Source organism: Pseudomonas sp. Z1-14 (assembly GCF_051132005.1).
Taxonomy (GTDB): Bacteria; Pseudomonadota; Gammaproteobacteria; order Pseudomonadales; family Pseudomonadaceae; genus Aquipseudomonas.
In genome coordinates this window covers 2,348,833-2,374,083 of the sequence record NZ_CP071646.1, presented here as the reverse complement: position 1 = coordinate 2,374,083, position 25,251 = coordinate 2,348,833, and the positions used below count along the sequence as shown (strand labels likewise).

Here is a 25,251-nt window from a genome sequence, read left to right as displayed (position 1 = left end):
GAATACGATGAGTGCCGTCAAAGACCCCGCACAGCAGAACAACAAGACCCTGGTCAGCCTGCGCAACCTGAACAAGCACTACGGCGATTTTGCCGCCGTGGACGATATATCCCTGGAGATCCAGGACGGTGAATTCCTGACCTTCCTCGGCTCCAGCGGCTCGGGCAAGAGCACCACCCTGTCGATGCTGGCCGGCTTCGAAACCCCCAGCAGCGGCGAGATCCTGGTGGACGGCAAATCCCTGGTCAACGTACCGCCGCACAAACGCGACATTGGCATGGTGTTCCAGCGCTACTCGCTGTTCCCGCACCTGTCGGTGCGCGACAACATTGCCTTCCCGCTGGCGATCCGCAAACTGGCCAGCGCCGAGCGCGAGCGCCGGGTCGATGCCATGCTCAAGCTGGTGCAATTGGGAGAGTTCGCCCATCGGCGCCCTTCGCAACTGTCCGGCGGACAACAACAGCGCGTGGCAATTGCCCGGGCGCTGGTCTATGAACCGCGCATCCTGCTGATGGACGAACCTCTCGGCGCGTTGGACAAAAAGCTGCGCGAAGATTTGCAGGACGAACTGCGCCAGTTGCACCGCCGGCTGGGCATCACCATCGTCTATGTCACCCATGACCAGGAAGAAGCCATGCGCCTGTCCCAGCGCATCGCGATCTTCAGCCACGGCAAGATCGTCGGCCTGGGCAGCGGCTACGACCTCTACCAGAATCCACCGAACGCCTTTGTCGCCTCGTTCCTGGGCAACTCCAACTTCCTCAAGCTCAAGGCCCAGGGCAATGCCGCGGCGACCTTCGAAGGCCAGTCACTGTCGATCCGCCTGACCATCGGCCTACAAACCGACCAGGACGTGCTGCTGATGGTCCGCCCGGAAAAAGCCCTGGCCCTGAGTGTCGAGCAGGCGACCCAGGACACCCTGCCGGCCGGCTGGAACGAAGTCTCGGCCAAGGTCGTGGAGGTGCTCTTTCTTGGCGAAAGCCAGACCTGCAGCGTGGTCACCTCCGGCGGCACCCAGATGACCGTCAAGGCGCTGTCCGCCGCCGGCATGCCGCTCAAGGCCGGCGACCCGGTGCGGGTGCGCTGGGCCGCCGCCGATGCCTGCGTCTACACCCAATGGGCCGAGAGCGACCTGAACAAGGCCGCCGGCGCCCACTGAGAACACTGCGTCATAACCGCCTGCGAGCGAGGACTGCGAAATGATCGATGCCAACCTCTACAAACAAGTCATGGGCTCGTTCCCGTCCGGCGTGACGGTGATCACCACGCTGGACGATGACGGACAAATCGTCGGGTTGACCGCCAGCGCCTTCAGTTCATTGTCGATGGACCCGGCCCTGGTGCTGTTCTGCCCCAACTACAGCTCCGATTCCTATCCGCTGCTGATCAGGAACAAACGCTTCGCCATCCACGTGCTTTCCGGCGGCCAGCAGAACGAAGCCTACGCGTTCGCCCGCAAAGGCAAGGACAAGGCCCAGGGCATCGAATGGACCTTGAGCGAGCTGGGCAATCCGTTGTTGGGCAACGCTACCGCCATCATCGAATGCGAACTGTGGCGTGAATACGAGGGTGGCGACCACGCCATCATGGTCGGCGCCGTGAAGAACCTGATCGTGCCGCAACACACACCGGGGCCGCTGGTTTATTGCCACGGCAAGATGGGCGCCCTGCCCGTCCTCGCCTGAACCGATCGTCAACAATAAAGAGAAAGCGCCATGAAATTTTCCCTGTTCGTACACATGGAGCGCTGGGACGAAAGCGTCAGCCATCGCCAGTTGTTCGAAGACCTCAGCGAGCTGACGCTGATGGCCGAAGCCGGCGGTTTCAGTACCGTGTGGATCGGCGAACACCACGCCATGGAATACACCATTTCGCCAAGCCCGATGCCGCTGCTGGCGTACCTGGCCGGCAAGACCACGACCATTCACCTCGGCGCCGGCACCATCATCGCGCCGTTCTGGCACCCGCTACGGGTGGCTGGCGAATGCGCGTTGCTCGACGTTATCAGCAACGGCCGCATGGAAGTCGGGCTGGCCCGGGGCGCCTACCAGGTAGAATTCGACCGCATGGCCGGCGGCATGCCAGCTTCTTCCGGCGGCCAGGCATTGCGGGAAATGGTCCCGGTGGTGCGCGCACTGTGGCAAGGCGACTACGCCCACGACGGCGAGATCTGGAAATTCCCCACTTCCACCTGCGTGCCCAAGCCCATCCGCAAGCCTCATCCGCCGATGTGGATCGCCGCCCGCGACCCTGACTCGCACAACTTCGCCGTCGCCAATGGCTGCAACGTGATGGTCACGCCTTTGATGAAAGGCGATGAAGAAGTCCTCGACCTGAAGAACAAATTCCAGGCCGCCCTGGACAACAATCCCGACGTGCCACGTCCGCAATTGATGGTGCTGCGCCACACCCATGTACACGCCGAGGACGATCCCGAGGGCTGGAAGATCGGTGCCCAGGCAATCTCGAAGTTCTATCGCACCTTCGACGCCTGGTTCGGCAACAAGCAGGTGCCGGTCAATGGCTTCCTGGCGCCAAGCCCGGAAGAAAAATTCGCCGAGCGCCCGGAGTTCCAGCTGGAGAACATCCGCAAGAACACCATGGTCGGCACGCCGCAAGAGATCATCGAGCGGATCAAGTACTACCAGGAACTGGGCGTGGACGAGTTCAGCTTCTGGTGCGACAACAGTTTGCCGCATGCCGAGAAGAAAAAATCCCTGGAGTTGTTCATCCAGCAGGTGGTGCCGGCGTTTCGCTGATCCTGTGGGAGCGGGCTTGCTCGCGAAGGCGGATTGAAGCTGAAAAAAAATGCCCGGACATTTGATGCCCGGGCATTTTTATTCAAGCACTGCGATCAGAACGTCACGCTGGCGCTCAATCTGGCAGTACGCGGCTCGCCGACGTTGACCTGCAACTGGCTTCCGGTAGACGACGGGTAGTACTGCTTGTCGAACAGGTTGTCGACGTTCAACTGCAACGAGGTCTTTTGCCCGAACATCGGCGACTCCCAGCGCAGGAACGCGTCGGCGACGGTGTAGCTGCTGAGCCAGAAATCGTTGGCGTTGTTGGCGGCGCGTTCGCCGACATACCGCGCTCCGGCCCCGGCGTGCCAGGCGCCGAATTCGGCCGGCACGTTCAGATGGTGGCTCAGGTACAGGCTGGCGGTGTGCTTGGGAGCATCGGCCAGACGGTGACCTTCGTTTCTTGGATCATCCAGTATTTCGGTGTGGGTGTAGGCGTAGGTGCCGATCAAGTCCCACCGCTCGGCCAAACGTCCGGTGATGTCCAGCTCAAGGCCTTGGGAGCCGACCTTGCCGGCGGCTTCGGCGATGTTCTGCCCGCCGACCAGGGTGGTAGTGACGACGTTCTTTTTGACGATGTCAAACAACGCCAGATTGATATTCAGCCCCGGCAGCGGATCGTACTTGGCCCCGATTTCGTAGCTGCGGCCCTCTTCCGGCTTGAAGGTGCTGAGGTTGTCATCCACGGTATCGTTGGGCTTGAACGAACGACTGTAGTTGCCATACAGCGACAGGTCCTCGGTGGCCTTGTAGACCAGGCCCAGGAACGGCACGAAGGCATCGCCGTTGTCGTCGCGAACCGGCACGCTCGTGATCGACCCTTGCTTGCTGAACTGATCGTAGTGTTGATAACGACCACCAAAGACCAGAATCCAGCGATCATCCAAGTGCCAGTTGTCCTTCAGGTACACCGAGCTGGACGTCAGCTGGTTACTCAGGTTGCTCTGGGCGGGGTTGATGACGCTGGGCTGCGCCAAACCTCCGTACACCGGCGCCGTGATATCGAAGCCGCCCCGCACTGGCCCGCGGTAGGTCTTGCCACGGTACTGGTCAGACACCTGATTATCGGCACCGATCAGCAGGTCATGGCGCTGGCCGAACAGCTCTTGCTTGCCGATGAAATCCCAACTGGCGTAACGGGTTTCATCATCGTAGTGAGCGCCGTTGGCGGCTCGCCGCAGAGTATTGCCGACCAGCGAGTTGGGCTGGGCAATCGCAAGACTGTAGCGGTCATTGTTCCAGCCGTAGGTCACCCGGGTTTTCCACGCCTCGCTCAACTCGTACTCGAACCGTGCGGTGGCCGTCTCGCGGATCCCGACGCTCTTGGCCCAAGGCTCGTCCAGGCGCTTGTCATAGTCGATGTCGGCCGGATGCCCATTCTTGAACACCGTGCCACGGTCAAAGGGGTTGGAATATTCGTTGTACTCGTAGCTCAGGTTCAACGAAGCACGCTCACCGGTCCAGGCCAGCGATGGCGCCACCAGCGTGCTCTCATTGACGCCGTAGTTGCGCCAGTAATCCTCATGGCCGCGTTCGGCGATCAGGCGATAGGCCAACCCGGTGTCGCCCAACGGCCCGGTGGTGTCCAGGGCCATGGTGCCGCCGCCCTCGCTGTAGGCGGAGCCGCTCAGCGTGGTGCTCTGGGTGTATTCGGGCTTCTTGCTGATGACGTTGATCAGGCCACCCGGTTCCAGCGCGCCGTACAACATAGAGGCCGGGCCTTTTAGCACTTCGACTCGCTCAGTGGTGGCGCTGAAGTTGTGGCCCAGGTTCGAACGCACACCATCGCGCAGGATCGAACCGTCATCGTTGGTGCCAAAACCGCGCTTGACCAGCGAGTCCCGGGAGCCCCCCAGGGTGTTGCCCTGGCTGACGCCGCTGACGAACTTCATCGCGTCGTCGAGCGAGCGTACCTGGTAGTCGTCCAGGGTCTGCCGGGTCACCACGTTGATCGACTGCGCCTCTTCCTTGATCGGTACATCGCTCTTGCTCGCCGTGCTGGCTTGCGTCGCCGTGTAGCCTTCGTCCTGAATGATCCGACTGCCTTGCACATCCGTGGTGGGCAGTTCAAGGGTGTCCTGGGCCTTCAAGGGGCTTGCCATCAAACAGCAGGACAGCGCGGGTAAAACACATTTGACGAGGGCATTGCGGTAAGCGAGGGGGGTGGAACGATTCAAGACGCTGCACTCATGGGGGGGATGTGAATGAGAGCGAATATACTTTGAGAATCATTCCCAGTAAATCTTTTGTATCAAATTGATAGCGCTATACACCCTGTAGGAGCGAGCTTGCTCGCGATGAGGGCGGTACGTTCACCTTCGATGCAACAGGTCCACCGATATCGCGAGCAAGCTCGCTCCCACAGTTTTTTGCAGTGAGTCAGGTCAAATGGTGGAAAGTGATATCAAATCGCCCTGCTACCCTAAAGCTTTGGCGTCAGCGGTCGAATGTATTCCATTCAGTGATTTTTTTGCCCAGGAGCAGCGGCATGCAGACGTTAAAGGCCTTGTACGAGTCTATCGAGATGCAATTCTTCGATACCCTCACCAAAAAGCTTTCAAGCCTTTTCCTGCTAGTCGTCGTCAGTGGCCTGCTGTACTGGGTCGCCGTCAGTGCCCGGGCCGATATTCTCGTGCAGTTGCGCACGGCCCAACTGGACGCCGCGCTGCTGGGGCAGATTGAAGATCGCCTCGACAGCCTCACCCATGCCCTGCTCTTCGGCGCGCTCCTGACGTTCGGCATGATCAGCTTCATGGTCTGGTATTTCCGCCACCTCATCGTGCGCCCCGTCACTGTGATGACCAAGGCGCTGGAAGAGATCGCCAACGGCGAAGGTGACTTGTCCAAGGACTTGCCGCTGGTCACCCATGACGAGATCCGCACGCTGGCCGCCACCTGCAACCGCTTCCTGGCCAAGCAGCGCGAGATCATCAGCAACGTCCAGGCCTTGACGGTGCACATTGCCGTGGAATCGGCCCGTTCATTGAAGAACATCAGCGACTCCAGCGACAGCGCGACCCACCAGGCGCGCTTCGCCAAGGAAGTGATGGACCAGAGCAACACCGCCGTGGGCCGTATCGAAGAAGTCTCGCGCCAGACCCAGGGCATCTCCAGCACCACCGCGCAGAACCTGAACATGGCCCGCGATTCCTACGCCGAGTTGCTGGAAGTGACCGGCAACATCAGCGAGATCTCCAGCAGCCTGGGTGAATTCGCCACGCTGGTGGACGCGCTGAACCAGCGTTCGTCTAGCATCAAATCCATCGTCGGGCTGATCCAGCAGATTTCCGCCCAGACCAACCTGCTGGCGCTCAACGCCGCCATCGAAGCGGCGCGCGCCGGGGAAAGTGGCCGTGGCTTCGCCGTGGTCGCCGATGAAGTGCGCACCCTGGCGCAAAACGTCAGCCGGGCTACCGACGATATTTCGCGCAACATCGACGCGATGCTCCAGGAGGTCAGCTCCACCCACGAGCAGACCACCCAGATCAGCCACAGCGCCCGGGAAACCCAGAAGGTAGTGGAACGCGCCTCTGGCCATTTCGAGAGCATGATCGTCGACTTCGAGTCCACCAACGGCAAACTGGCGGATATCGCCGACCACATCCAGCAGTTCGCCGATTCCAACACCGGTATCAACGAACGCGTCACCCAGATCCATGCCGACAGCCAGTCGATCGACCAGCGCATGCAGCAGTCGGCGACCGCCACCCGCGATCTGTCCGGTGTTGCCGAGAAGGTCCAGACGCTGCTGGGCCGCTTCGTGCTCGGCCACGGCAAGCTGGACGCGGCCATCACCCGCGCCAGCGAATGCCGCGACACGCTCCAGGTTCAGCTGCAGGCGCTGCAGGAACAAGGCATCAACCTGTTCGACCAGAATTACCAGCTGATCCCGGGTACCGATCCCAAGCAATACATGACCAGCTACACCGAACGCTTTGCCCGGGTCTGCCAGGAAGAATGCGACAAGCTGACCCGCAGCACGCCGGGCGGCAAGGTCTCGTTCATCGTCGATACGAAGGGCTATTGCCCGGTCAACAACAGCTGGGTGTCCAAGCAACCCACTGGCGACCGCGCGGTCGACCTGCCGGTGTGCCGCAACAAGCGGATCTTCAACGACCCGATCGGCCTGCGCGCGGCGGGCAACGTCCAGCGCTTCCTGCTCCAGACCTACCTGCGCGACACCGGGGAAATCATGACCGAGATCGACGTACCGTTCTTCTTTGGCGGCCGTCACTGGGGCAACCTGCGGGTGGGGTTTGATGCGGCGGTGTTGCTGGCTGACTGATCAAAGGATCAAGCCAGACAACTGTGGCGAGGGAGCTTGCTCCCGCTCGGCTGCGCAGCAGTCGCAAGACGGGTGATGCGGTCAGCCTGAAGAACCGCCGGGGCCTGCTGCGCACGCCAGCGGGAGCAAGCTCCCTCGCCACATTGGCCTTTCTGCGCACATACAATCCTGAGTCTGCCCCACAAGGGCATCTGTGGCACATGCCAAATCCTGAGTCTGCCCCAAAAACAACTGTGGGAGCGAGCCTGCTCGCGAAGGCGTCAGATCAGCGACATCTTCATCGACTGACACCCCGCTTTCGCGAGCAGGCTCGCTCTCACAAGGGGATCTGTGGCACACGCAAATCCTGGGTCCAACCCAAAACAACTGTGGGAGCGAGCTTGCTCGCGAAGGCGCCAGGTCAGTCGACATCTTCATCGACTGACACTCCGCTTTCGCGAGCAGGCTCGCTCCCACAGGGGCATCTGTGGCGCATGCAAATCCTGGGTCCAACCGAAAACAACTGTGGGAGCGAGCCTGCTCGCGAAGGCGCCAGGTCAGTCGACATCATCCTTGACTGACACCCCGCTTTCGCGAGCAGGCTCGCTCCCACAGGGGCATCTGTGGCACACGCAAATCCTGAGTCCAACCGAAAACAACTGTGGGAGCGAGCCTGCTCGCGAAGGCGTCCAGTCAGTCGACATCATCCTTGACTGACACTCCGCTTTCGCGAGCAGGCTCGCTCCCACAGGGGATTACTTCAGTTCAACAGCATTTGGGGCCACCCTTCCCACCGTAACGGGCTTCCTGGCGTTCTCGGAAGAACGCCTCGTAGTCCATCATCGGCTTGTCGGGGTGCTTGGTTTGCATGTGCTCGACGTAGTTGTCGTAGTCGGGCATGCCGACCATCAGGCGGGCGGCCTGACCGAGGTATTTACCGAGGCGACTCAAGTCATTGAACATCGTTGCAATCCCCTATCAAGCGTCCGGCAGGGCCTGGAATGGTGCTTCTTTGTCCGTGCGTTCTTTCGTGCCCCAGGCGGCGATGCCGACCTTGAGCGCGTAGAACAGGATGCTGAAGACCACGAACAGGAACAACACCGTCAGCGTTGCGTTGGTGTAGGCGTTGAACACCACGTGCTGCATCTGCTCGATGCTCTTGGCCGGGGCCAGGATCTGGCCGGCGGCCAGGGCATCGTTGTACTTGCGCGCCAAGGCCAGGAAGCCGATAGCCGGGTTGGCGTCGAACAGCTTGATCAGGCCCGCGGTGGTGGTGCAGATCAGCAGCCAGCTGGCCGGCAGCAGCGTGACCCAGACGTAGCGCTGGCGCTTCATCTTGATCAGCACCACGGTGGCGAGCATCAGCGCGATACCGGCCAGCATCTGGTTGGAGATGCCGAACAGCGGCCACAAGGTGTTGATGCCGCCCAGCGGATCGATCACGCCCTGGTACAGCAGGTAGCCCCACAGCGCGACGCAGCCGGCGGTGGCGATCAGGTTGGCGGTCCACGATTCGGTGCGCTTGAGGGCCGGCACGAACGAGCCGAGCAGGTCCTGCAGCATGAACCGCCCGGCACGGGTGCCGGCGTCTACCGCGGTGAGGATGAACAGCGCTTCGAACAGGATCGCGAAGTGGTACCAGAACGCCATGGTGTTCTCACCCGGCAGCACCGAGTGAAGGATCTGCGCGATACCCACCGCCAGGGTCGGCGCACCGCCGGCACGGGCCAGGATGGTGGTTTCGCCGATGTCCTTGGCCACCGCTTGCAGCGCGTCGGGGGTGATTGCAAAACCCCAGCTGCTGACAGTCTGGGCCACAGCCACCACGTCGGTGCCGACGATCGCCGCCGGGCTGTTCATGGCGAAGTACACGCCCGGCTCGATCACCGAGGCCGCGACCATCGCCATGATCGCCACGAACGACTCCATCAGCATGCCGCCGTAACCGATGTAGCGCGCGTTGGTTTCGTTATCCAGCAGCTTGGGCGTGGTGCCCGAGGAGATCAGCGCGTGGAAACCCGAGACCGCGCCGCAGGCGATGGTGATGAACAGGAACGGAAACAGACCGCCCTTCCACACCGGCCCGGTGCCGTCGGTGAACTGGGTCAGCGCCGGCATTTTCAGCTCGGGCATGGTCACCAGGATGCCGATCGCCAGGGCGATGATGGTTCCGATCTTGAGGAATGTGGACAGGTAGTCCCGTGGCGCCAGGATCAGCCACACCGGCAGCACCGCGGCGACAAAACCGTAGCCGATCAGCATCCAGGTGATCTGGATCCCGGTGAAGGTGAAGGCCTTGGCCCAGACCGGGTCGGCGGCAATCTGCCCGCCCAGCCAGATCGAACCGAGCAGCAACAGCACGCCGATGAGCGAGATTTCACCGATGCGGCCCGGGCGGATGTAGCGCATGTAGATGCCCATGAACATCGCGATCGGGATGGTCGCCATCACCGTGAAGATGCCCCACGGGCTCTCGGCCAAGGCCTTGACCACGATCAGCGCCAGCACCGCGAGGATGATGATCATGATCAGGAAGCAGCCGAACAGCGCGATGGTGCCGGGGATGCGGCCCATTTCCTCGCGCACCATGTCGCCCAGGGAGCGACCGTTGCGGCGGGTCGACAGGAACAGGACCATGAAGTCCTGCACCGCACCGGCCAGCACCACGCCGGCGATCAGCCAGAGCGTGCCGGGCAGGTAGCCCATCTGCGCCGCCAGCACCGGCCCGACCAGCGGCCCCGCGCCGGCAATGGCCGCGAAGTGGTGGCCGAAGAGGATGTGTTTGTTGGTCGGGACGTAGTCCAGGCCATCGTTGTTGAGCACGGCGGGCGTGGCCCGGCGCGCATCGAGTTGCATCACGTTGTTGGCGATGAAGAGGCTGTAGTAGCGGTAGGCGACCAGGTAGATGGCCACGGCCGCGACGACGATCCAGAGGGCGTTGATCGGCTCTCCGCGGCGCAGGGCCACGACGCTCAGCGCACATGCTCCCAGAACAGCCACGGCAAACCAGGCGAGGTGTTTAACCAGACGGGTTGTCATTGCATGTCTCCTGCCGATATCCAATGGATTGCGGCGATTGTTTTTATAGTGTGGCCCCGGCAATTCGGAGCTGGCCCAATATCCCTGCTGGCCGTCAATAAATAAATCCGTAGTACTACGTAGATGCCAATTCCTCCTGTGTCCCCCTGTGGGAGCGAGCCTGCTCGCGAAGGCGGTGTGTCGGGTAACGATAATCCTGACTGACCCGACGCCTTCGCGAGCAGGCTCGCTCCCACACAGGCTCGCTGCCACAGGTTTTATGTTTCGCCCATGGGTTTGGCATATGATGCCGCCATTCGCCTCCCCGCCGGATCCGGACAGGAGTACAGATGCTGCTCAAACACAAGATCGTCGCTCTCGGGATCCTGCCGCTGGTCCTGGCGATTGCCGTTATTGGTGCCTTGGTCATCTCGCTCAATCGCCAGTTAGGTGACCAACAGGCGCAGCTGATCGAAGACAGTATCCTGGCCAGCAAACGCGCCGAGCTGAAGAACTACGTAGAGATGGCGCAGAGCCTGATCGCCCCGTTGTACAACGACGGCCAGGGAGATGCGCGGGCGCAGCAGCAAGTGCTGGAAGAACTGCGCAAGCTCAGCTTTGGCATCAACGGTTATTTTTTCGTCTACGACCGCCAGGGTCGCAGCCTGATGCATGCCCGCCAGTCGGAGCTGGTGGGGCAATATCTCTGGGACATGAAGGACCCACAGGGCCTGCCCGTCATCCAGGCCTTGCTCAAGAGCGCCGAATCAGGCGAAGGCTTTCAGCGCTATGCCTGGAACAAGCCCTCCTCCGGCCAGGTGACCGACAAGCTCGCCTACGTCGTGATGCTCGATCGTTGGGGCTGGATGCTGGGCACCGGGATCTACCTGGAAGACGTCGAACGCGCCACCCAGCAGGCTCGCGCCGAAGTGGCCCAGGGCATCCACACCACCATGCAGGCCATCGCCGCCATCGCGTTGGTCGCGGTGCTGCTGGTGTTTGCCGGCGGCATCACCCTCAATGTCAGCGAGCATCGCCTGGCCGACAAGAAACTGCAGCGCTTGAACCAGCGTATCGTCAGCTTGCAGGAGGAAGAGCGCTCACGGGTGTCGCGCGAACTCCACGACGGCATCAGCCAGCTGTTGGTTTCGATCAAGTTCCAGTTTGAACTGGCCAGCCATGTCATCGAGAACGGCCAGGAAAATGGCCTCGGCATCTTGAAGAATGCCACCGATCGACTGGGCGAAGCGATCGGTGAAATCCGCAGTATTTCCCATGATTTGCGTTCCTCGTTGCTCGATACCCTGGGCCTGCCCGCCGCCATCGGCCAGCTCGCCGCCGAATTCGAACAGCGCAGTGGCCTGGAAGTGTCCTACCGAAGCAACGAATTCGACTGTCGCCTGGAAAACGGCGCCCCGGTCTCGCTGTTCCGGATTGCCCAGGAGGCGCTGACCAACATTGAGCGACACGCCGGGGCGAAACGAGTCGCCATCACCCTGTTCGGTTCGGGCCAATCCCTGCGCCTGACCGTGGTGGATGACGGGATGGGCTTCAACGTCCCGCAGGTCGAGCGTGGTCACACCGGCATCGGCCTGCGTAATATCCGCGAACGGGTCGAGCATTTTGGCGGGCGGCTGGAAATGACCTCGGTTCCGGGACGAAGCGAACTGGATATCCTGTTGCCCATGACCCTGTCGGCCACGGAAAGTTGATGCGCGTTCATTTCCACAAGAGCACCTGCCCATGACCCTGCCCCCCGCCATACGCGTCGCCCTGGTCGACGATCACTCGCTGGTTCGTGACGGCATTCGCGCGCTGCTGTCCGTCATGCCCCGCCTGGACGTGGTCGGCGAAGCGGAGAACGGCGCGCAGGCGATCGACATGGTCGGGCGCTGCCAGCCGGACCTGCTGCTGATGGACATCGGCCTGAAGGACATGAACGGCCTCGAGCTGACCCGGCTGCTGGGCAAGCAATACCCCGGCTTGAAGATCCTCATCCTGAGCATGTACGACAATCATGAGTACATCAGTGAATCCGTGCGCGCCGGTGCCAGCGGTTACGTGCTGAAGAATTCACCTTCCAAAGAGATCATTGCCGCCATCGAAGCCATCATCGGCGGCGGCACCTTCTACAGCGCCGAGATCGCCCAGCGCCTCGCCACCGACCCGAACACCGACAGCGAACTGACGCCGCGCGAGAGCCAGGTCCTGGCGAAAATGGTCGAGGGGCTCAACAACAAGGAAATGGCCCGTGAACTGGACATCAGCGTACGTACCGTCGAAACCCACCGCCTGAGCATCCGCCGCAAACTCAATATCGACAAGCCTGCGGCGCTGGTGAAATACGCGATCGATCACGGACTTGTTTCCCGCTAGCGAGGGAGCTTGCCTGGCTGCCTTCCGAGCAACACCAAAGCCACTACAAACGACAGCGCCACGGCGATGGCGCCGCCCAGGTAAACCGCACCAATGCCCCAGCCACTCGCCAACAGGCCGGCCAGCGGGCTGGTGATGCCCAGGGCAATATCGAGAAAGGCGACATAGGCGCCCATGGCGAGACCGCGAGCCTGTGGTGGTGCACGCCGCACCGCCTCCACGCCGAAACCGGGAAACGCCAGGGAATAACCGAAACCGGTGAGTGCCGCCCCCAGGTAGGCGCTGGTCGCGCTGTCGGCGCTCCAGATCAGCAGCAGCCCAACGCTTTCGATCAATACACAGACCAGAGCCACACGGGCGCCGCCGATCTTGTCCGGAAGGTGCCCGAACAGCAGCCGCGCACCGATGAACGCCACGCCGAACGCGGTGAATGCCAACGAAGCGTTGCCCCACTCCCGGGCCGCGAACAACAGCGCGATAAACGCCGTGAGAACACCAAAACCGACGCTGCAGAACGCCAACCCCAGGCCGGGAACCCAGACAGCGCCGAGCATCTTGTAGAACGGTGTACGCCGGGTCGCCGTAGGGGCGACGGCGCGCACGCCGGCGACAATCGCCAAGGCCAGCAGCGGCACGAACATCGAGGCCAGGACGATGCCCACGAAGCCCCAACCGGCATTCAACGCAACACCGAGCGGCGCACCCAGTGCGTAGGCGCCGTACATGGCGATGCCGTTCCAGGCCATGACCTTGCCGGCATGCTGCGGCCCCACCAGGCCGATGCCCCACCCCATCGCTCCGGTGACGATGAGGCTTTCCCCGATCGCCAGCAGCACGCGGCCGCCCGACAAAAGCCAGACCGACGTAACCGGCTCGGCAACGAACGCCAGGGAAAGCAGATAGACCAGCCCGGAAACGGCGGCCGTCACCAGCCCGGCCATGACCGCGCGCTTGCCGCCACGCACGTCGGCAAAATTGCCGGCCCAGGCCCGTGACAGCAGCGCCGCGGCGAACTGTGCCCCGACCACCAGGCCAATCACCAGCGTGCCCATGCCCAGCGTGTCATGCAGGTGCAGCGGCAAGACCGGCAATTGCATGCCGATGGTGAGGAAACCGACAAACACGGTCAGTGTGAGCGGCAACAGCTTGAGCGCCGGATTGGCCTCGACGGTTGCCCCGAGCGCCGATGCGGCGCCGAGATGAAGTTTTTCTTGAGTCATGACCCTACCCATGGAAAGGAAGCGAAGTGAAGTTGAACGGCGTCTGTGCAGCCGACTAGAATGCGATCAATTAGTCGCATTCAAGATACGAATAATCCGTCGCATTGCCTATTCGCATTCCTTTCGAGGTGCATGACCTTCATGTCCGAACGCCCAAGCCCGCAGATTTCCTCGCGCAAACAGCCGAAACAGGCCCGCTCCACCGAACTCGTGGCGGCCGTCCTGGAGGCGGCTGTTCAGGTTCTGGCAAGCCACGGCGCCCCGCGTTTCACCGTGGCTCGTGTGGCGGAGCGCGCGGGCGTCAGCGTCGGGTCGGTGTATCAATACTTCCCGAACAAGGCGGCGATCCTGTTCCGGTTGCAGAGTGACGAGTGGCAACAAACCACCGCCATGCTGCGGGACATTCTGGAGGACCAGGGCAAGCCGCCTCTGCAGCGATTGAGGGATCTGGTGCACGCGTTCATCCAGTCCGAATGCGACGAGGCGCAGATACGCATCGCCCTCAATGACGCCGCCCCGCTCTACCGCGATGCCCCGGAACATCAGACGGCGCGAATCTCGGTGCAGCAATCGGTGGACGCTTTCATGCAACAAGTGCTGCCGGAAGCCAGCGCGCAGACCCGCGCCCTGGCCGGTGACCTGATCATCACCACGCTCGGTTCCGTGGGTAAGCGATTTTCGGCAACGCCACGCTCCGGCGAGGAAATCCGGGCCTATGCCGATGCCATGGCCGATATGTTCTGTGCCTATCTGGAGAGTCTGCGGCAGAAAGCCGTCGAGATCGCGCCAGGCTGACTGCTCGTCCCGACGATCCGGTGACAGCCCGCCGACACTTTTACTACACTCGCCCGTCTTTCCCTCCCTTTGCGAGACGTCCGATCCATGAAAACCATAACAAGCACGATGACGTTCTGTGGCCTGCTGGCGTTCTGCGGCAGTGCCCTGGCCGAGCCAACCCCTTCGCACCTGGACAAGGTCCTGCAACAAGGTGAACTGCGGGTGTGCACGACAGGCGACTACAAGCCCTATACCTACAAGGCCGCATCGGGTGAATACGAGGGCATCGACATCGACATGGCCCGTTCCCTCGCCAGCAGCCTCGGCGTCAAGGTGCAATGGGTCCAGACCACCTGGAAAACCCTGATGCCAGACATGTTGGCCGGCAAATGTGACCTCGGCATGGGCGGGATTTCGGTGACCCTGGAGCGGCAGAAAAAAGCCTATTTCAGCAGTACCCTGGACGTTGACGGCAAGATCCCCCTGGTGCGTTGCGAAGACCAGTCGCGCTACCAGACCATCGAGCAGATGAACCAGCCTTCGGTACGTCTTGTCGAGCCGGCCGGCGGCACCAACGAAGCCTTCGTGCGGGCATTCCTGCCCAAGGGCCAGCTGGCTTTCCATGACAACGTGACCATCTTCCAGGAACTCCTGGAAAAACGCGCCGACGTGATGATCACCGACGCCTCCGAAGCGCTCTACCAGCAGAAACTCAAACCGGGCCTGTGCGCCGTCAACCCGACCCAGTACCTGCAATACGGCGAAAAGGCCTACCTGCTGCCGCGCGATGACCACACCTGGAAAATGTACGTCGACCAGTGGCTGCACCTGAGCAAGGCCAATGGCAGCTACCAGAAAGTGATCGGACAGTGGCTGGCCGTCCCCGGCGCCCAGTGATGTATATGCAAATAAAAAACCTGTGAGAGCGAGCCTGCTCGCGAAGGCGTCCGCTCAGTCAACATCTTCATGACCGACACACCGCTTTCGCGAGCAGGCTCGCTCCCACACGGGATCTGTGACGCACGCAGATCCTGAGTCCAACCCAAAACAACTGTGGGAGCGAGCCTGCTCGCGATGGCGCCAGATCAGTCGACATTTTCATTGACTGACACACCGCTATCGCGAGCAAGCTCGCTCCCACAAGAGCATCTGTGGCGCATGCAGAACCTGTGTCCAACCCAACAACTGTGGGATCTGTGGCACATGCAGATCCTGAGTCCAACCCAAACAACTGTGGGATCTGTGGCGCCTGCAGATCCCGAGTCCAACCCAAAACCACTGTGGGAGCGAGCTTGCTCGCGATGGCGTCCGCTCAGTCGACATCATCATCGACTGACACTCCGCTTTCGCGAGCAGGCTCGCTCCCACAGGAATAGCACGGTCAGGCGTGTTCCCCTGACCTCACTGCCCCGCCCGCACCTTGGCGATTTCGGCGTACATCATCTTCACCAGCTCACCGTCCAGGGATTTGGCGAATTTATCGATCACCGGCTGCACGCGTTCGCGGAAACGATCTTTCTCGGCCGGGGTGATTTCGTTGACGGTCATGGCGCCCGCCAGCGTCGCCTTGGCCTTGTCCATGCTCGCCGCGGTGACTTCACGCTGGAACTTCTGCGCCTCGCTCGCGGCCTCGCGGATCAGCGCCTTTTCATCGTCGTTGAGGCGGTTCCAGGTTTTCTGGCTGATGATCAACGACTGCGGATTGAAGATGTGGCCCGTCACCGAAAGGTACTTCTGCACCTCGTAGAATTTGTTGCCTTCGATCACCGTGAACGGGTTTTCCTGACCATCAATAGTGTGTTGCTCCAGGCCGGTATAGACCTCCGGGAAAGCCATCGGCACCGGGTTGGCGCCCAGGGCACTGAAGGTTTCCAGATAGATCGGCGACTGGATGACGCGAACCTTCAAGCCCTGCATGTCTTCAAGTTTCGCCACCGGATGCTTGCTGTTGGTCAGGTGACGGAACCCCAGGTCCCAGTAACCCAGGCCGACCAGGCCCTTGCTGTCCAACTGCGCCGCGAGTTTCTGGCCGACCGGCCCGTCTATCACCGCGTGGGCTTCCTCGGCATTGTTGAACAGAAACGGGAAATCGAGCATGGCGAAATCCGCGGCCTGGGCAGCGAGGATGCCGGAGTTCAGCACCGTGATATCCAGCGTGCCGCCTTGCAGGGCCGAGACGGTCTGCACATCGCCGCCCAGGGTTCCGCCGGGGAACAGACGAACCTTGAGCTTGCCGCCGCTCTTTTCACTGAGCAGGTCGGCAAACTTCTGCGCGCCCTGCCCTTGCGGATGTTCCTTGACGTTCTGGAAGGCAAAACGCAGGGTGCGCTCGCGGATCTCAGCGGCGTGGCCGGCCACGCTGCCGAGCAGCAAGCCTGTTGCGCAGGCCCCGGCCAGCAAGGTTTTCATCAGTTTTTGCATGTCAGTCTCCGATCTTTATTGTTGTTGGTTTCGAGCTGCTACGGATTGCACCGGCATCAACCGGTGAAGAACTTCAACGGTCCCAGGACGAGCTGAGGGAACAGCACCAGCAGGAACAGCACCGCAAATTGCGCAAGCATGAACGGCCACACGCCACGCACGATTTCCTCGAATTCCAGCTTCGCCACGCCGCAGACCACGTTGAGCACCGTGCCCACCGGCGGCGTGATCAGGCCAATCGCGGTGTTGATCAGAAACAGCACGCCGAAGTACACCGGGTCGATGCCCGCCTGGATCACCGCGGGCATCAGCACCGGCGTGAGGATGAGGATGGTCGGGGTCATGTCCATCACCGTGCCGACCAGGATGATCAGCGCCATCATCACCAGCAGCAGGAGGGTCTGGTTGTCCATGAACGGCGCCAGCAGGTCGGCCAACTGGCCCGGCAGGTCGGCGATGGTCACCAGCCACGACGAGACCATCGCGGCCGCCACCAGCAACATCACCACCGAGGTGGTCCTGGCCGATGACAGGACCACTTCGTACAGCTGGCTGATCTTCATTTCCCGGTAGATCACCAACGACACGAACAGCGAATAGACCGCCGCGACCACCGCCGCTTCCGTGGGGGTGAAGATGCCGAACTTGAGGCCGAGGATGATGATCAGCGGCAGGCCCATCGCCCAACTGCCGTCCAGCAAAGTGCGCAGTACCTCGGCACGGGAGCGCTTGGGCGCCGTCTCGACATTCTCGCGGCGGGAGATGAACCACCAGGCGATGGCGAGCCCGGCACCGAGCATGAGCCCGGGCACAATTCCGGCCAGGAACAGCTTGGAGATCGATACCCCGGAGGCCACGCCAAAAACGATGAAACCTATGCTCGGCGGAATGACCGGCGCGATGGTGCTGCCAGCGGCGATCAGCCCGGCCGAACGCCCTCGGTTGTGCCCGGCCAGCACCATCATCGGCACCAGCAGCGCTGCCAGCGCCGCCGCATCAGCCACCGCCGAACCGGAAAGCGAGGCCAACAGGCAGGAGGCGATGATCGCGACATAACCCAGGCCTCCGCGCTTGTGCCCCACCAGCGCCATGGCAATGTTGACGATGCGCTTGGACAGGCCGCCGACATTCATGACTTCGCCGGCCAGCATGAAGAACGGCACGGCCATCAACGGAAAGCTATCAGCGCCATTGAGCAGGTTCTGCGCGATGATCTGGGCATCGAACAGGTCCAGGTAGAACATCAGCGCGACGCTGACCACCAGCAAGGCAAAGGCAATCGGCATACCCAGCGCCATGCTGCCCATCAACGACCCGAGGAAAATGGCCAAGGTCATGGGCGGCTACCTTTGAGGGTGTCGTGGTTGATTGCCGAAGCATCGCTGGCCTCGACCATCACCAGCTCGTCATCCGCGAGTTTGCCGAACAGCGCCAGGTACAGTTCATACAGCAGAATGGCGGTGGCGCTGACGCCGAACACCAGGCCGGCGGCGTAGAACAGCGCCATCGACAGGCCTGAAGCCGGCGCGACCACGTCCAGGTTGATCACTGCCTGTTGCCAGCTGCCGCTGACGATCAAGCCGCAGATATACAGCATCAGCAAGTGGCTGATGACCAGGCAGGCACGCTTGCCGGCGGGCGGCAAGCGCTTGACCAGGCTGTTCATGCCCAGATGGGCGCGGTCCTTGAGCGCCACCAGGGCGCCGAGGAAAATCATCCAGACGAAGAACCAGCGCGACAGTTCTTCCGAAACGCTGATGCCGGAGTTGAACGCATAGCGCAGCACGACGTTGCCGAACACCAGCACGATCATCGCGACCATGCACAGGACAATCAGCAGCTTCAGCAGCTTGAAATACAAATCGACGACTTTTGTCATCTTGAAGACCTCACAGGTTGACCGAGCGCCGACATGCATCCGGCGCGACAGAGCGCAAACGCGTGCGCTATCGGATCGAAACCGAAACGTCCCGGCAGATACCGGGGCTGGAGGCGTGAGACGGGGCGAAAGCCATTGGACGGGAGCGCATGAGGACCTCTGTTTTTTATTATGGCCTTGCCTGGGCATGGCGAGGCTGAGTGCCAGCTAAAATGTACTAGCCAGTTAATTCGGTCAATAACCTTGCAGGGCCTGAGCACGGATCAAGACGGAACTAGCGTGCGATTATCGGTCACTGGTCAGTGAATTACGGGGTCTAACCCGCTGGTCATGGGGGATTTGTATCGCTGTGTATATGGGCAGCGAATTGATACGAATTCGCCGATTTCACGCCTTACCGGCACACATCGCCGATACACCTGCGCGTTTAACTGCACACACCGGACAGCAGCACACAGGCGCTGCCACGGCCCACTCAATAACGCGCAAGGAGAATCACCATGTTCAATTTCTCGAAACTTTCATCCCTCGCAATCGCCCTGACGCTGGTTGGCGGTGTCGGCTTGTCGACGGCGGCCTCGGCCAAGAGCTCCCCTTCCCATGTCCAGGCTGCGCAGCAGCTGGCTGAGGGTGGCTCTGATCGTCTGATTCAGAATCGCGTCGCTGAAGGCGGGGCTGATCGGTTGCAGGAGCTGCGTGAACGCAGCACCGCATGAAAGCGCTGTTGTGGCGAGGGAGCTTGCTCCCGCTCGGCTGCGCAGCAGTCGTCAACCTGCCAGCCGGTTTTTCCTGGAGAACCAGGTTGAATGGTTTTGGGGCTGCTATGCAGCCCAGCGGGAGCAAGCTCCCTCACCACGAAAAGCTCTAAGGGCAAAGCCTCAAGGCTCAAGGCTTGATGTTTTTCAACTCATTGAGCAAACCCAGCAGCTGCTGCATTTTTTCTTCGCCGAACTGTTCCTCGATCCGCCGGTAGTTGCTTTCCATGCCTTCGCTCATGGACACGAAACACTGCTGGCCGCGCTCGGTCAGGCCAACGAAAACCCGACGCTGGTCCTGGCTGGATTTCTGCCGCCGCACCAGCCCGTCGCGCTCCAGGCGAGTGAGCACGCCGGTCATGCTGGGCTTGAGGATGCAGGCCTGATGGGCGAGCTGGTGGCTCTCCAACTCACCCTGCTGGTGCAGAATGCGGATCACTCGCCACTGCTGCTCCGTAAGATCATGCTGGTTCAGCGCCGGACGAAAAAAAGCCATCGCCGCTTCGCGGGCTTGCAGCAGAGTCAGCGTCAGTGAGGGTCTCGGGTTGGCCATGTTCTAACTGTATGGATGGGCGAGTCGGCAGCTTAGTGTCGCCGGCAGGCTGCTGCAAGCGCCTCGCTTTTGTGGCGAGGGAGCTTGCTCCCTCGCCACGGGTCCATCGGTCTATTTGAACAACATGCCCGACTGCCGCTGCCGATACTCCCCCGGTGTCAGCCTGGCGTAACGCTGGAAGAACCGGCTGAAATACGCGGGGTCCTTGAAGCCGAGCTGGTAGCAGATTTCATTGGCAGAGCTGCCGGTGAACAACAGCAGCCGCTTGGCCTCCTGCATCAGGCGCTCCATGATCAAGCGCTTGGAAGGCAGGTCGGCGATTCGTCGACACACGTCGTTGAGGCGCGCCTCGGTCACGCCAATGTCCGCGGCATAACGCGACAGGGGCCAGTGCTGGAAATAATGCGCTTCGATCAACTCATTAAAACGGTGGAAGATCTTCAGGTCTTCATGCCGCGCCGGCCTGGCTTCCAGGGAGTTGGAGCACAGCCGCAGCAGGCTGATCATGATCAGCCGCGTCAAGCCGTCCAGCGCCGCGCTGCGCCCCGGCCGCCCGGCCGTCACCTCTTCGCTCAATTCCTCGAACAGGCAGTCCAGCCGCCGCACCTCCCCCGCCTGTTCCGGCCCCAACTGCGCCAGCGCGACGCAGGACGCCGGCATCTGCACGCCCGCCGGCGCCAGGCTCGGATCGGCATCGATCAATTGCCACACCAGTTGCTGACGCACCGTCAGTACGTGTCCGTCGCTGTCGGCTTCGGTAACAAAAGCGTGGGGGATGGTCGGCGGCGTGAGAAAAAACATCGGCCCTGATTCGACGTATTGCCGATCATCCAGATACACCCGCACGGTGCCGCTCTTGACGTAGTGAACCTGGAAGAACCGGTCGTGCCGATGGACCGGCATGTTGCGCCCAAAAAAGCCGGCCAGGTTGGCGAGCCGATCGTAATGCACTTCGGCATCGCTGTAGCGCTGGTCATACACCTGGCCAATGTTGATGTTCGGGATCGGCTGCCGGTCGGTCATCACGCATTACTCGTTTTTATTCTGATTCAGGCCACTGCCTGCGCTCATGCTGCGCCGAAATCGGCAGGGCAACCAGTGCCGGAAGATTCTGCCACGCTTGACGATAGTTAACATCTTAATTATAACTGTTAACACATTAACAATATCCGCAGAGCACTGGCCTCTGCCATCCCAGGAGACAAGCATGAGCCGTGCCCTGCATGACGTCGCGACCGGCACCCTGTTCGGGGTCGCGCTGAACTACCAGGGGCTGCTGAAGCAGCGCCTCGCCGAGTTCGAGCAAGCGCCTTACCAGAAGCCGCCGCTCAAGCCCGTGCTGTTCATCAAGACGCCGAACACCCGCAACCAGCACGAGGCCGAGGTGATTCATCCAGGCCAGGGCGAGCGCCTGCAACCCGGGCCGGCGTTGGGTGTGGTGATGGGCAAGTCCGCCAGCCGCGTCAGCGCCGACGAGGCGTTGAACTACGTGGCCGGCTACACCGTGGTCAATGAATTCAGCCTGCCGGAGGACAGCTACTACCGCCCCGCCGTCAAGGCCAAGTGCCGGGATGGCTTTTGCACCATCGGTCCCGACCTGGTGCCCAGCGCCAACATTGCCGACCCCCACAGCCTGGCGGTCACGCTGTACGTCAACGGCGAGGTTCGCCAGCAGAACAACACGGCCAATTTCGTTCGCGACATCCCCCGCTTGATCGCCGAGATCAGCGAGTTCATGACCCTGCATGCCGGCGATGTCTTGATCACCGGCACGCCCGAGGGCCGGGTCGATGTACTGCCCGGCGATCGCGTCGAAGTGGACATCAGCGGCATCGGCCGACTCGTCAATACCATCGTCGCCGAGGAAACAGGAGCCGCCTCATGAAACGCGCACGCATTCACTTTGAAGGCCGGGTCCACGCCGTCACGGTCGAGAACGATAACGCCGTGCGCCTGGCCGACGGTCGGCTGCTGGCCGAAAACCAGGTGCAGTGGCTGCCCCCGGCCACCGGCAGCATGTTCGCCCTGGGCCTGAATTATGCCGATCACGCTGCGGAGTTGGCCTTCAAGCCGCCGACCGAACCGCTGGCCTTCATCAAGTCCCCCGGCACCTACACCGGTCACAACCAGATCACGTGGCGCCCCGACAACGTTGCCTACATGCACTACGAGTGCGAGCTGGTGGCGGTCATCGGCAAACCGGCGCGCAATGTCAAGCGTGAGGACGCGCTGGACTACCTGGCCGGCTACACCGTCTGCAACGACTACGCGATCCGCGACTACCTGGAAAACTACTACCGCCCCAACCTGCGGGTGAAGAACCGTGACGCCACGACACCGGTCGGCCCGTACATCGTTGACGTTGCCGATGTTGCCGACCCCGGCAACCTGACCTTGCGCACCTGGATCAATGGCGAGTTGCGCCAGCAAGGCAGCACCAAGGACATGATCTTCGACATTCCCTACCTCATCGAATACCTGTCCAGCTTCATGACCCTGCAACCCGGCGACATGATCGCCACCGGCACGCCCGAAGGCCTGGCCGATGTGGTGCCGGGCGATGAAGTGGTCGTGGAAGTGGAAGGCGTCGGTCGCCTGGTCAACACAATCGTCAGCGAAGCCGAGTTCTTCGCGTCCCGGAAAGAGGCTTGAGCAGCATGATCAAACACTGGATCGATGGCCGTGAGGTCGAGAGCAAAGACGTCTTCGTCAACTACAACCCCGCCACCGGCGAGGCCATTGGCGAAGTCGCAAGCGGCGGCGCCGAGGAAGTCGCCCAGGCTGTCGCGGCGGCCAAGGCAGCGTTTCCGAAATGGGCCAACACCCCGGCGAAAGAACGGGCCCGGCTGATGCGCAAACTCGGCGAGCTGATCGAACAGAACGTGCCGAAACTGGCCGAACTGGAAACCCTCGACACCGGCTTGCCGATCCACCAGACCAGGAACGTGCTGATCCCAAGGGCCTCCCACAACTTCGATTTCTTCGCCGAAGTCTGCACCCGAATGGACGGCCACACCTACCCGGTCGACGACCAGATGCTCAACTACACCCTGTACCAGCCGGTGGGTGTCTGCGCCTTGGTCTCGCCGTGGAACGTGCCGTTCATGACCGCGACCTGGAAGACCGCGCCATGCCTGGCACTGGGCAATACCGCCGTGCTGAAAATGTCCGAGCTGTCGCCGCTGACCGCCAACGAACTCGGGCGCCTGGCCGTCGAGGCCGGCATTCCCAACGGGGTGCTCAACGTGATCCAGGGCTACGGCGCCACGGCCGGCGATGCGTTGGTGCGTCACCCGGACGTGCGGGCGATTTCTTTCACCGGCGGCACCGCCACCGGCAAGAAAATCATGCAGACTGCGGGCCTTAAAAAGTACTCGATGGAACTGGGCGGCAAGTCACCGGTACTGATTTTCGAAGACGCCGATCTTGACCGTGCCCTCGACGCGGCACTGTTCACCATCTTCTCGTTGAACGGCGAGCGCTGCACCGCCGGCAGCCGGATCTTCATCCAGGAAAGTGTCTACCCGCAGTTCGTAGCCGAGTTCGCCGCCCGCGCCAGACGCCTGATCGTCGGCGACCCGCAGGACCCCAATACCCAGGTCGGCTCGATGATCACCCAGGCCCATTACGACAAGGTCACCGGCTACATCAGGATCGGTCTCGAAGAAGGCGCCACCCTGCTCGCCGGTGGCCTGGAGCGTCCGGCCAACCTGCCGGCGCATCTGAGTCGCGGCCAGTTCATCCAGCCGACGGTGTTCGCCGACGTGAACAACAACATGCGCATCGCCCAGGAAGAAATCTTCGGCCCGGTGGTGTGCCTGATTCCGTTCAGGGACGAGGCCGAAGCCTTGCGGTTGGCCAACGCTACCGAATATGGCCTGGCGTCCTATATCTGGACCCAGGACATTGGCAAGGCCCATCGCCTGGCTCACGGCATCGAGGCCGGCATGGTGTTCATCAACAGCCAGAACGTGCGCGACCTGCGCCAGCCTTTCGGTGGCGTAAAGGGTTCCGGAACCGGCCGCGAAGGCGGACAGTACAGCTTCGAAGTCTTCGCCGAGATCAAGAACGTGTGCATCTCCATGGGCAGCCATCACATTCCGCGGTGGGGGGTGTAGCCCAAGCCTCCTTGGCGACGATGGCCCCGTGGCGAGGGGATTCATCCCCTCGCCACAAAAGCTCCAACACCAGCAAGACCTGTTTCACCGTTTTGAAGATCAACAAGAACAACATTTCAGGAGAATCATCATGGGCGAAGTCGTCCTGGCTGCGAAGATCTGCCACGTTCCCTCGATGTACCTGTCCGAGCTGCCCGGCAAGCATCATGGCTGCCGCGCGGCAGCGATCGCCGGGCACAAGGAAATCGGCCGTCGCGCCCGTGAACTGGGCGCCGATACCGCCGTGGTGTTCGACGTGCACTGGCTGGTCAACAGCGCTTATCACGTCAACAGCGGCGAGCATTTCAAAGGCATCTACACCAGCAACGAACTGCCGCACTTCATCAAGAACATGGAGTACGAATACCCGGGTTGCCCGGAGCTGGGCGAGTTGATCGCCGCCGAAGCCAATGCCGCCGATATCAGGACCCTGGCCCACAACATCCCCAGCCTTGAGCTGGAATACGGCACCTTGGTGCCGATGCGCTACATGCACATGGATGTACCGGCGGAGCAGAAATTCAACGTGGTGTCGATTGCCGCCTGGTGCGCCTGGCACCGCCTGCAAGACAGTTTCGCCTTCGGCGCCGCCGTGCGCCGGGCCATCGAGAAGAGCGACCGTAAGGTCCTGGTCCTGGCCTCCGGCTCGCTGTCCCACCGGTTCTCCGACGACCGCAACGCCGAAGCGAACATCCACAACTGGACGCGGGAATTCGACAAGCAGGTCGATCTGCACGTCGTGAAGTTGTGGCGCGAAGGCCGCTGGAAAGAGTTCTGCGCCATGCTGCCGGACTACGCCGAACACTGCTTCGGCGAAGGCAAGATGCACGACACGGCGATGCTGCTGGGGCTGCTCGGGGGGCCGGACTACGCCAAACCCGCCGAAATCATCACCGAGCCCTTCGGCAGCTCCGGCACCGGCCAGATCAACGCGATTTTTCCAGTCTGAACAACAGCCGCAAGCTCAAGCTGATCGCCTCAACTTGCCGCTTGCCGCTTACAACTCGAAGCTGCCGACGCAGGAGGCCCC

Annotated in this window: 22 protein-coding genes; 13 read left to right on the top strand and 9 right to left on the bottom strand. The window is 61.7% G+C overall.

Features of this window, described 5'->3' with window-relative positions:
- The first annotated feature begins 7 nt into the window (after nt 1-7).
- Genes J3P89_RS10895 through J3P89_RS10885 form a run of 3 tightly spaced genes read left to right on the top strand, consistent with a single transcriptional unit; the run spans nt 8 to nt 2,759 of the window.
- A complete protein-coding gene (locus J3P89_RS10895; protein WP_434697513.1) occupies nt 8-1,159 on the top strand; it encodes an ABC transporter ATP-binding protein in 1,152 nt (383 codons plus the stop codon).
- A 40-nt stretch (nt 1,160-1,199) separates the two neighbouring features.
- A complete protein-coding gene (locus J3P89_RS10890) occupies nt 1,200-1,685 on the top strand; it encodes a flavin reductase family protein (protein ID WP_434630425.1) in 486 nt (161 codons plus the stop codon).
- A gap of 30 nt (nt 1,686-1,715) precedes the next feature.
- Nucleotides 1,716-2,759 (top strand): LLM class flavin-dependent oxidoreductase, encoded by a 1,044-nt coding sequence (locus tag J3P89_RS10885; RefSeq protein ID WP_434697512.1) that lies wholly within the window; start codon nt 1,716-1,718, stop codon nt 2,757-2,759.
- A gap of 95 nt (nt 2,760-2,854) precedes the next feature.
- On the opposite strand, the gene J3P89_RS10880 is transcribed toward J3P89_RS10885, so the two are convergent.
- Nucleotides 2,855-4,903, bottom strand: coding sequence for a TonB-dependent siderophore receptor (locus tag J3P89_RS10880; protein ID WP_434697511.1), 2,049 nt, complete (start codon nt 4,901-4,903; stop codon nt 2,855-2,857).
- A gap of 386 nt (nt 4,904-5,289) precedes the next feature.
- Here J3P89_RS10880 and J3P89_RS10875 point away from each other — a divergent pair, with 386 nt between their 5' ends.
- Nucleotides 5,290-7,086: a methyl-accepting chemotaxis protein gene (locus tag J3P89_RS10875; protein ID WP_434630418.1), complete on the top strand. Its 1,797-nt coding sequence runs from the start codon at nt 5,290-5,292 to the stop codon at nt 7,084-7,086.
- Between the two features lie 744 nt (nt 7,087-7,830).
- On the opposite strand, the gene J3P89_RS10870 is transcribed toward J3P89_RS10875, so the two are convergent.
- Nucleotides 7,831-8,028, bottom strand: coding sequence for a YbdD/YjiX family protein (locus tag J3P89_RS10870; RefSeq protein WP_003182142.1), 198 nt, complete (start codon nt 8,026-8,028; stop codon nt 7,831-7,833).
- A 15-nt stretch (nt 8,029-8,043) separates the two neighbouring features.
- Nucleotides 8,044-10,104 (bottom strand): carbon starvation CstA family protein, encoded by a 2,061-nt coding sequence (locus tag J3P89_RS10865; protein ID WP_434573701.1) that lies wholly within the window; start codon nt 10,102-10,104, stop codon nt 8,044-8,046.
- A gap of 329 nt (nt 10,105-10,433) precedes the next feature.
- Here J3P89_RS10865 and J3P89_RS10860 point away from each other — a divergent pair, with 329 nt between their 5' ends.
- Both J3P89_RS10860 and J3P89_RS10855 read left to right on the top strand, forming a co-directional pair.
- Nucleotides 10,434-11,795, top strand: coding sequence for a cache domain-containing protein (locus tag J3P89_RS10860; RefSeq protein WP_434601032.1), 1,362 nt, complete (start codon nt 10,434-10,436; stop codon nt 11,793-11,795).
- Nucleotides 11,796-11,826: 31 nt separating this feature from the next.
- Entirely contained in the window at nt 11,827-12,459 is a 633-nt protein-coding gene (locus J3P89_RS10855; protein WP_305500528.1) for a response regulator, read from the top strand.
- On the opposite strand, the gene J3P89_RS10850 is transcribed toward J3P89_RS10855, so the two are convergent.
- On the bottom strand, nt 12,456-13,679 hold the full coding sequence (locus tag J3P89_RS10850) for an arabinose transporter (RefSeq protein WP_434630413.1): 1,224 nt from the start codon (nt 13,677-13,679) through the stop codon (nt 12,456-12,458). The genes J3P89_RS10855 and J3P89_RS10850 overlap by 4 nt on opposite strands.
- A gap of 141 nt (nt 13,680-13,820) precedes the next feature.
- Between J3P89_RS10850 and J3P89_RS10845 the strand changes: the two genes are divergently transcribed.
- Entirely contained in the window at nt 13,821-14,474 is a 654-nt protein-coding gene (locus tag J3P89_RS10845) for a TetR family transcriptional regulator (RefSeq protein WP_434697510.1), read from the top strand.
- A gap of 87 nt (nt 14,475-14,561) precedes the next feature.
- Nucleotides 14,562-15,353, top strand: a complete 792-nt coding sequence (locus J3P89_RS10840; RefSeq protein ID WP_434630408.1) for a transporter substrate-binding domain-containing protein — start codon at nt 14,562-14,564, stop codon at nt 15,351-15,353.
- Nucleotides 15,354-15,857: 504 nt separating this feature from the next.
- Here the strand turns inward: J3P89_RS10840 and J3P89_RS10835 are convergent.
- Genes J3P89_RS10835 through J3P89_RS10825 form a run of 3 tightly spaced genes read right to left on the bottom strand, consistent with a single transcriptional unit; the run spans nt 15,858 to nt 18,756 of the window.
- Entirely contained in the window at nt 15,858-16,877 is a 1,020-nt protein-coding gene (locus tag J3P89_RS10835; RefSeq protein WP_434573692.1) for a TRAP transporter substrate-binding protein, read from the bottom strand.
- Between the two features lie 56 nt (nt 16,878-16,933).
- Entirely contained in the window at nt 16,934-18,214 is a 1,281-nt protein-coding gene (locus tag J3P89_RS10830) for a TRAP transporter large permease subunit (protein WP_434697508.1), read from the bottom strand.
- Nucleotides 18,211-18,756 (bottom strand): TRAP transporter small permease, encoded by a 546-nt coding sequence (locus tag J3P89_RS10825; RefSeq protein ID WP_434697507.1) that lies wholly within the window; start codon nt 18,754-18,756, stop codon nt 18,211-18,213. The genes J3P89_RS10830 and J3P89_RS10825 overlap by 4 nt, the downstream gene beginning before the upstream one ends.
- 500 nt (nt 18,757-19,256) lie before the next feature.
- Between J3P89_RS10825 and J3P89_RS10820 the strand changes: the two genes are divergently transcribed.
- The gene (locus tag J3P89_RS10820) at nt 19,257-19,472 is read left to right on the top strand and encodes a phage infection protein (RefSeq protein WP_434630396.1); all 216 of its coding nucleotides are present in this window, start codon (nt 19,257-19,259) and stop codon (nt 19,470-19,472) included.
- A gap of 169 nt (nt 19,473-19,641) precedes the next feature.
- Here the strand turns inward: J3P89_RS10820 and hpaR are convergent, their stop codons facing one another.
- Both hpaR and hpaA read right to left on the bottom strand, forming a co-directional pair.
- Entirely contained in the window at nt 19,642-20,064 is a 423-nt protein-coding gene (gene hpaR, locus J3P89_RS10815; RefSeq protein ID WP_305500516.1) for a homoprotocatechuate degradation operon regulator HpaR, read from the bottom strand.
- Nucleotides 20,065-20,175: 111 nt separating this feature from the next.
- Nucleotides 20,176-21,087, bottom strand: coding sequence for a 4-hydroxyphenylacetate catabolism regulatory protein HpaA (gene hpaA, locus J3P89_RS10810; protein WP_434697505.1), 912 nt, complete (start codon nt 21,085-21,087; stop codon nt 20,176-20,178).
- A 184-nt stretch (nt 21,088-21,271) separates the two neighbouring features.
- On the opposite strand from hpaA, the gene J3P89_RS10805 reads away from it, so the two are divergent.
- From J3P89_RS10805 to hpaD, 4 genes are all read left to right on the top strand, one after another.
- Complete coding sequence (locus J3P89_RS10805; protein ID WP_434697504.1) at nt 21,272-21,949, top strand: fumarylacetoacetate hydrolase family protein; 678 nt, start codon at nt 21,272-21,274, stop codon at nt 21,947-21,949.
- Complete coding sequence (locus J3P89_RS10800) at nt 21,946-22,716, top strand: fumarylacetoacetate hydrolase family protein (RefSeq protein WP_434697503.1); 771 nt, start codon at nt 21,946-21,948, stop codon at nt 22,714-22,716. Before J3P89_RS10805 ends, J3P89_RS10800 begins: the two co-directional genes overlap by 4 nt.
- Nucleotides 22,717-22,721: 5 nt before the next feature.
- Nucleotides 22,722-24,182: a 5-carboxymethyl-2-hydroxymuconate semialdehyde dehydrogenase gene (gene hpaE / locus J3P89_RS10795; protein WP_434697502.1), complete on the top strand. Its 1,461-nt coding sequence runs from the start codon at nt 22,722-22,724 to the stop codon at nt 24,180-24,182.
- Nucleotides 24,183-24,312: 130 nt separating this feature from the next.
- Complete coding sequence (gene hpaD / locus J3P89_RS10790) at nt 24,313-25,170, top strand: 3,4-dihydroxyphenylacetate 2,3-dioxygenase (RefSeq protein ID WP_305500507.1); 858 nt, start codon at nt 24,313-24,315, stop codon at nt 25,168-25,170.
- Nucleotides 25,171-25,251 lie beyond the last annotated feature (81 nt).

Excerpts from the sequence above, each read along its gene's own strand:
- J3P89_RS10870 (WP_003182142.1), bottom strand. The coding sequence starts at position 8,028 with ATGTTCAATGACTTGAGTCGCCTCGGTAAATACCTCGGTCAGGCCGCC.
- J3P89_RS10850 (WP_434630413.1), bottom strand. The coding sequence starts at position 13,679 with ATGACTCAAGAAAAACTTCATCTCGGCGCCGCATCGGCGCTCGGGGCA.
- J3P89_RS10830 (WP_434697508.1), bottom strand. The coding sequence starts at position 18,214 with ATGACCTTGGCCATTTTCCTCGGGTCGTTGATGGGCAGCATGGCGCTG.
- J3P89_RS10800 (WP_434697503.1), top strand. The coding sequence starts at position 21,946 with ATGAAACGCGCACGCATTCACTTTGAAGGCCGGGTCCACGCCGTCACG.
- J3P89_RS10860 (WP_434601032.1), top strand. The coding sequence starts at position 10,434 with ATGCTGCTCAAACACAAGATCGTCGCTCTCGGGATCCTGCCGCTGGTC.
- hpaA (WP_434697505.1), bottom strand. The coding sequence starts at position 21,087 with ATGACCGACCGGCAGCCGATCCCGAACATCAACATTGGCCAGGTGTAT.
- J3P89_RS10890 (WP_434630425.1), top strand. The coding sequence starts at position 1,200 with ATGATCGATGCCAACCTCTACAAACAAGTCATGGGCTCGTTCCCGTCC.
- J3P89_RS10895 (WP_434697513.1), top strand. The coding sequence starts at position 8 with ATGAGTGCCGTCAAAGACCCCGCACAGCAGAACAACAAGACCCTGGTC.
- J3P89_RS10875 (WP_434630418.1), top strand. The coding sequence starts at position 5,290 with ATGCAGACGTTAAAGGCCTTGTACGAGTCTATCGAGATGCAATTCTTC.
- J3P89_RS10865 (WP_434573701.1), bottom strand. The coding sequence starts at position 10,104 with ATGACAACCCGTCTGGTTAAACACCTCGCCTGGTTTGCCGTGGCTGTT.
- hpaR (WP_305500516.1), bottom strand. The coding sequence starts at position 20,064 with ATGGCCAACCCGAGACCCTCACTGACGCTGACTCTGCTGCAAGCCCGC.
- J3P89_RS10840 (WP_434630408.1), top strand. The coding sequence starts at position 14,562 with ATGAAAACCATAACAAGCACGATGACGTTCTGTGGCCTGCTGGCGTTC.
- J3P89_RS10835 (WP_434573692.1), bottom strand. The coding sequence starts at position 16,877 with ATGCAAAAACTGATGAAAACCTTGCTGGCCGGGGCCTGCGCAACAGGC.
- J3P89_RS10880 (WP_434697511.1), bottom strand. The coding sequence starts at position 4,903 with ATGGCAAGCCCCTTGAAGGCCCAGGACACCCTTGAACTGCCCACCACG.
- J3P89_RS10805 (WP_434697504.1), top strand. The coding sequence starts at position 21,272 with ATGAGCCGTGCCCTGCATGACGTCGCGACCGGCACCCTGTTCGGGGTC.
- J3P89_RS10845 (WP_434697510.1), top strand. The coding sequence starts at position 13,821 with ATGTCCGAACGCCCAAGCCCGCAGATTTCCTCGCGCAAACAGCCGAAA.
- J3P89_RS10825 (WP_434697507.1), bottom strand. The coding sequence starts at position 18,756 with ATGACAAAAGTCGTCGATTTGTATTTCAAGCTGCTGAAGCTGCTGATT.
- hpaD (WP_305500507.1), top strand. The coding sequence starts at position 24,313 with ATGGGCGAAGTCGTCCTGGCTGCGAAGATCTGCCACGTTCCCTCGATG.
- J3P89_RS10885 (WP_434697512.1), top strand. The coding sequence starts at position 1,716 with ATGAAATTTTCCCTGTTCGTACACATGGAGCGCTGGGACGAAAGCGTC.
- J3P89_RS10855 (WP_305500528.1), top strand. The coding sequence starts at position 11,827 with ATGACCCTGCCCCCCGCCATACGCGTCGCCCTGGTCGACGATCACTCG.
- J3P89_RS10820 (WP_434630396.1), top strand. The coding sequence starts at position 19,257 with ATGTTCAATTTCTCGAAACTTTCATCCCTCGCAATCGCCCTGACGCTG.
- hpaE (WP_434697502.1), top strand. The coding sequence starts at position 22,722 with ATGATCAAACACTGGATCGATGGCCGTGAGGTCGAGAGCAAAGACGTC.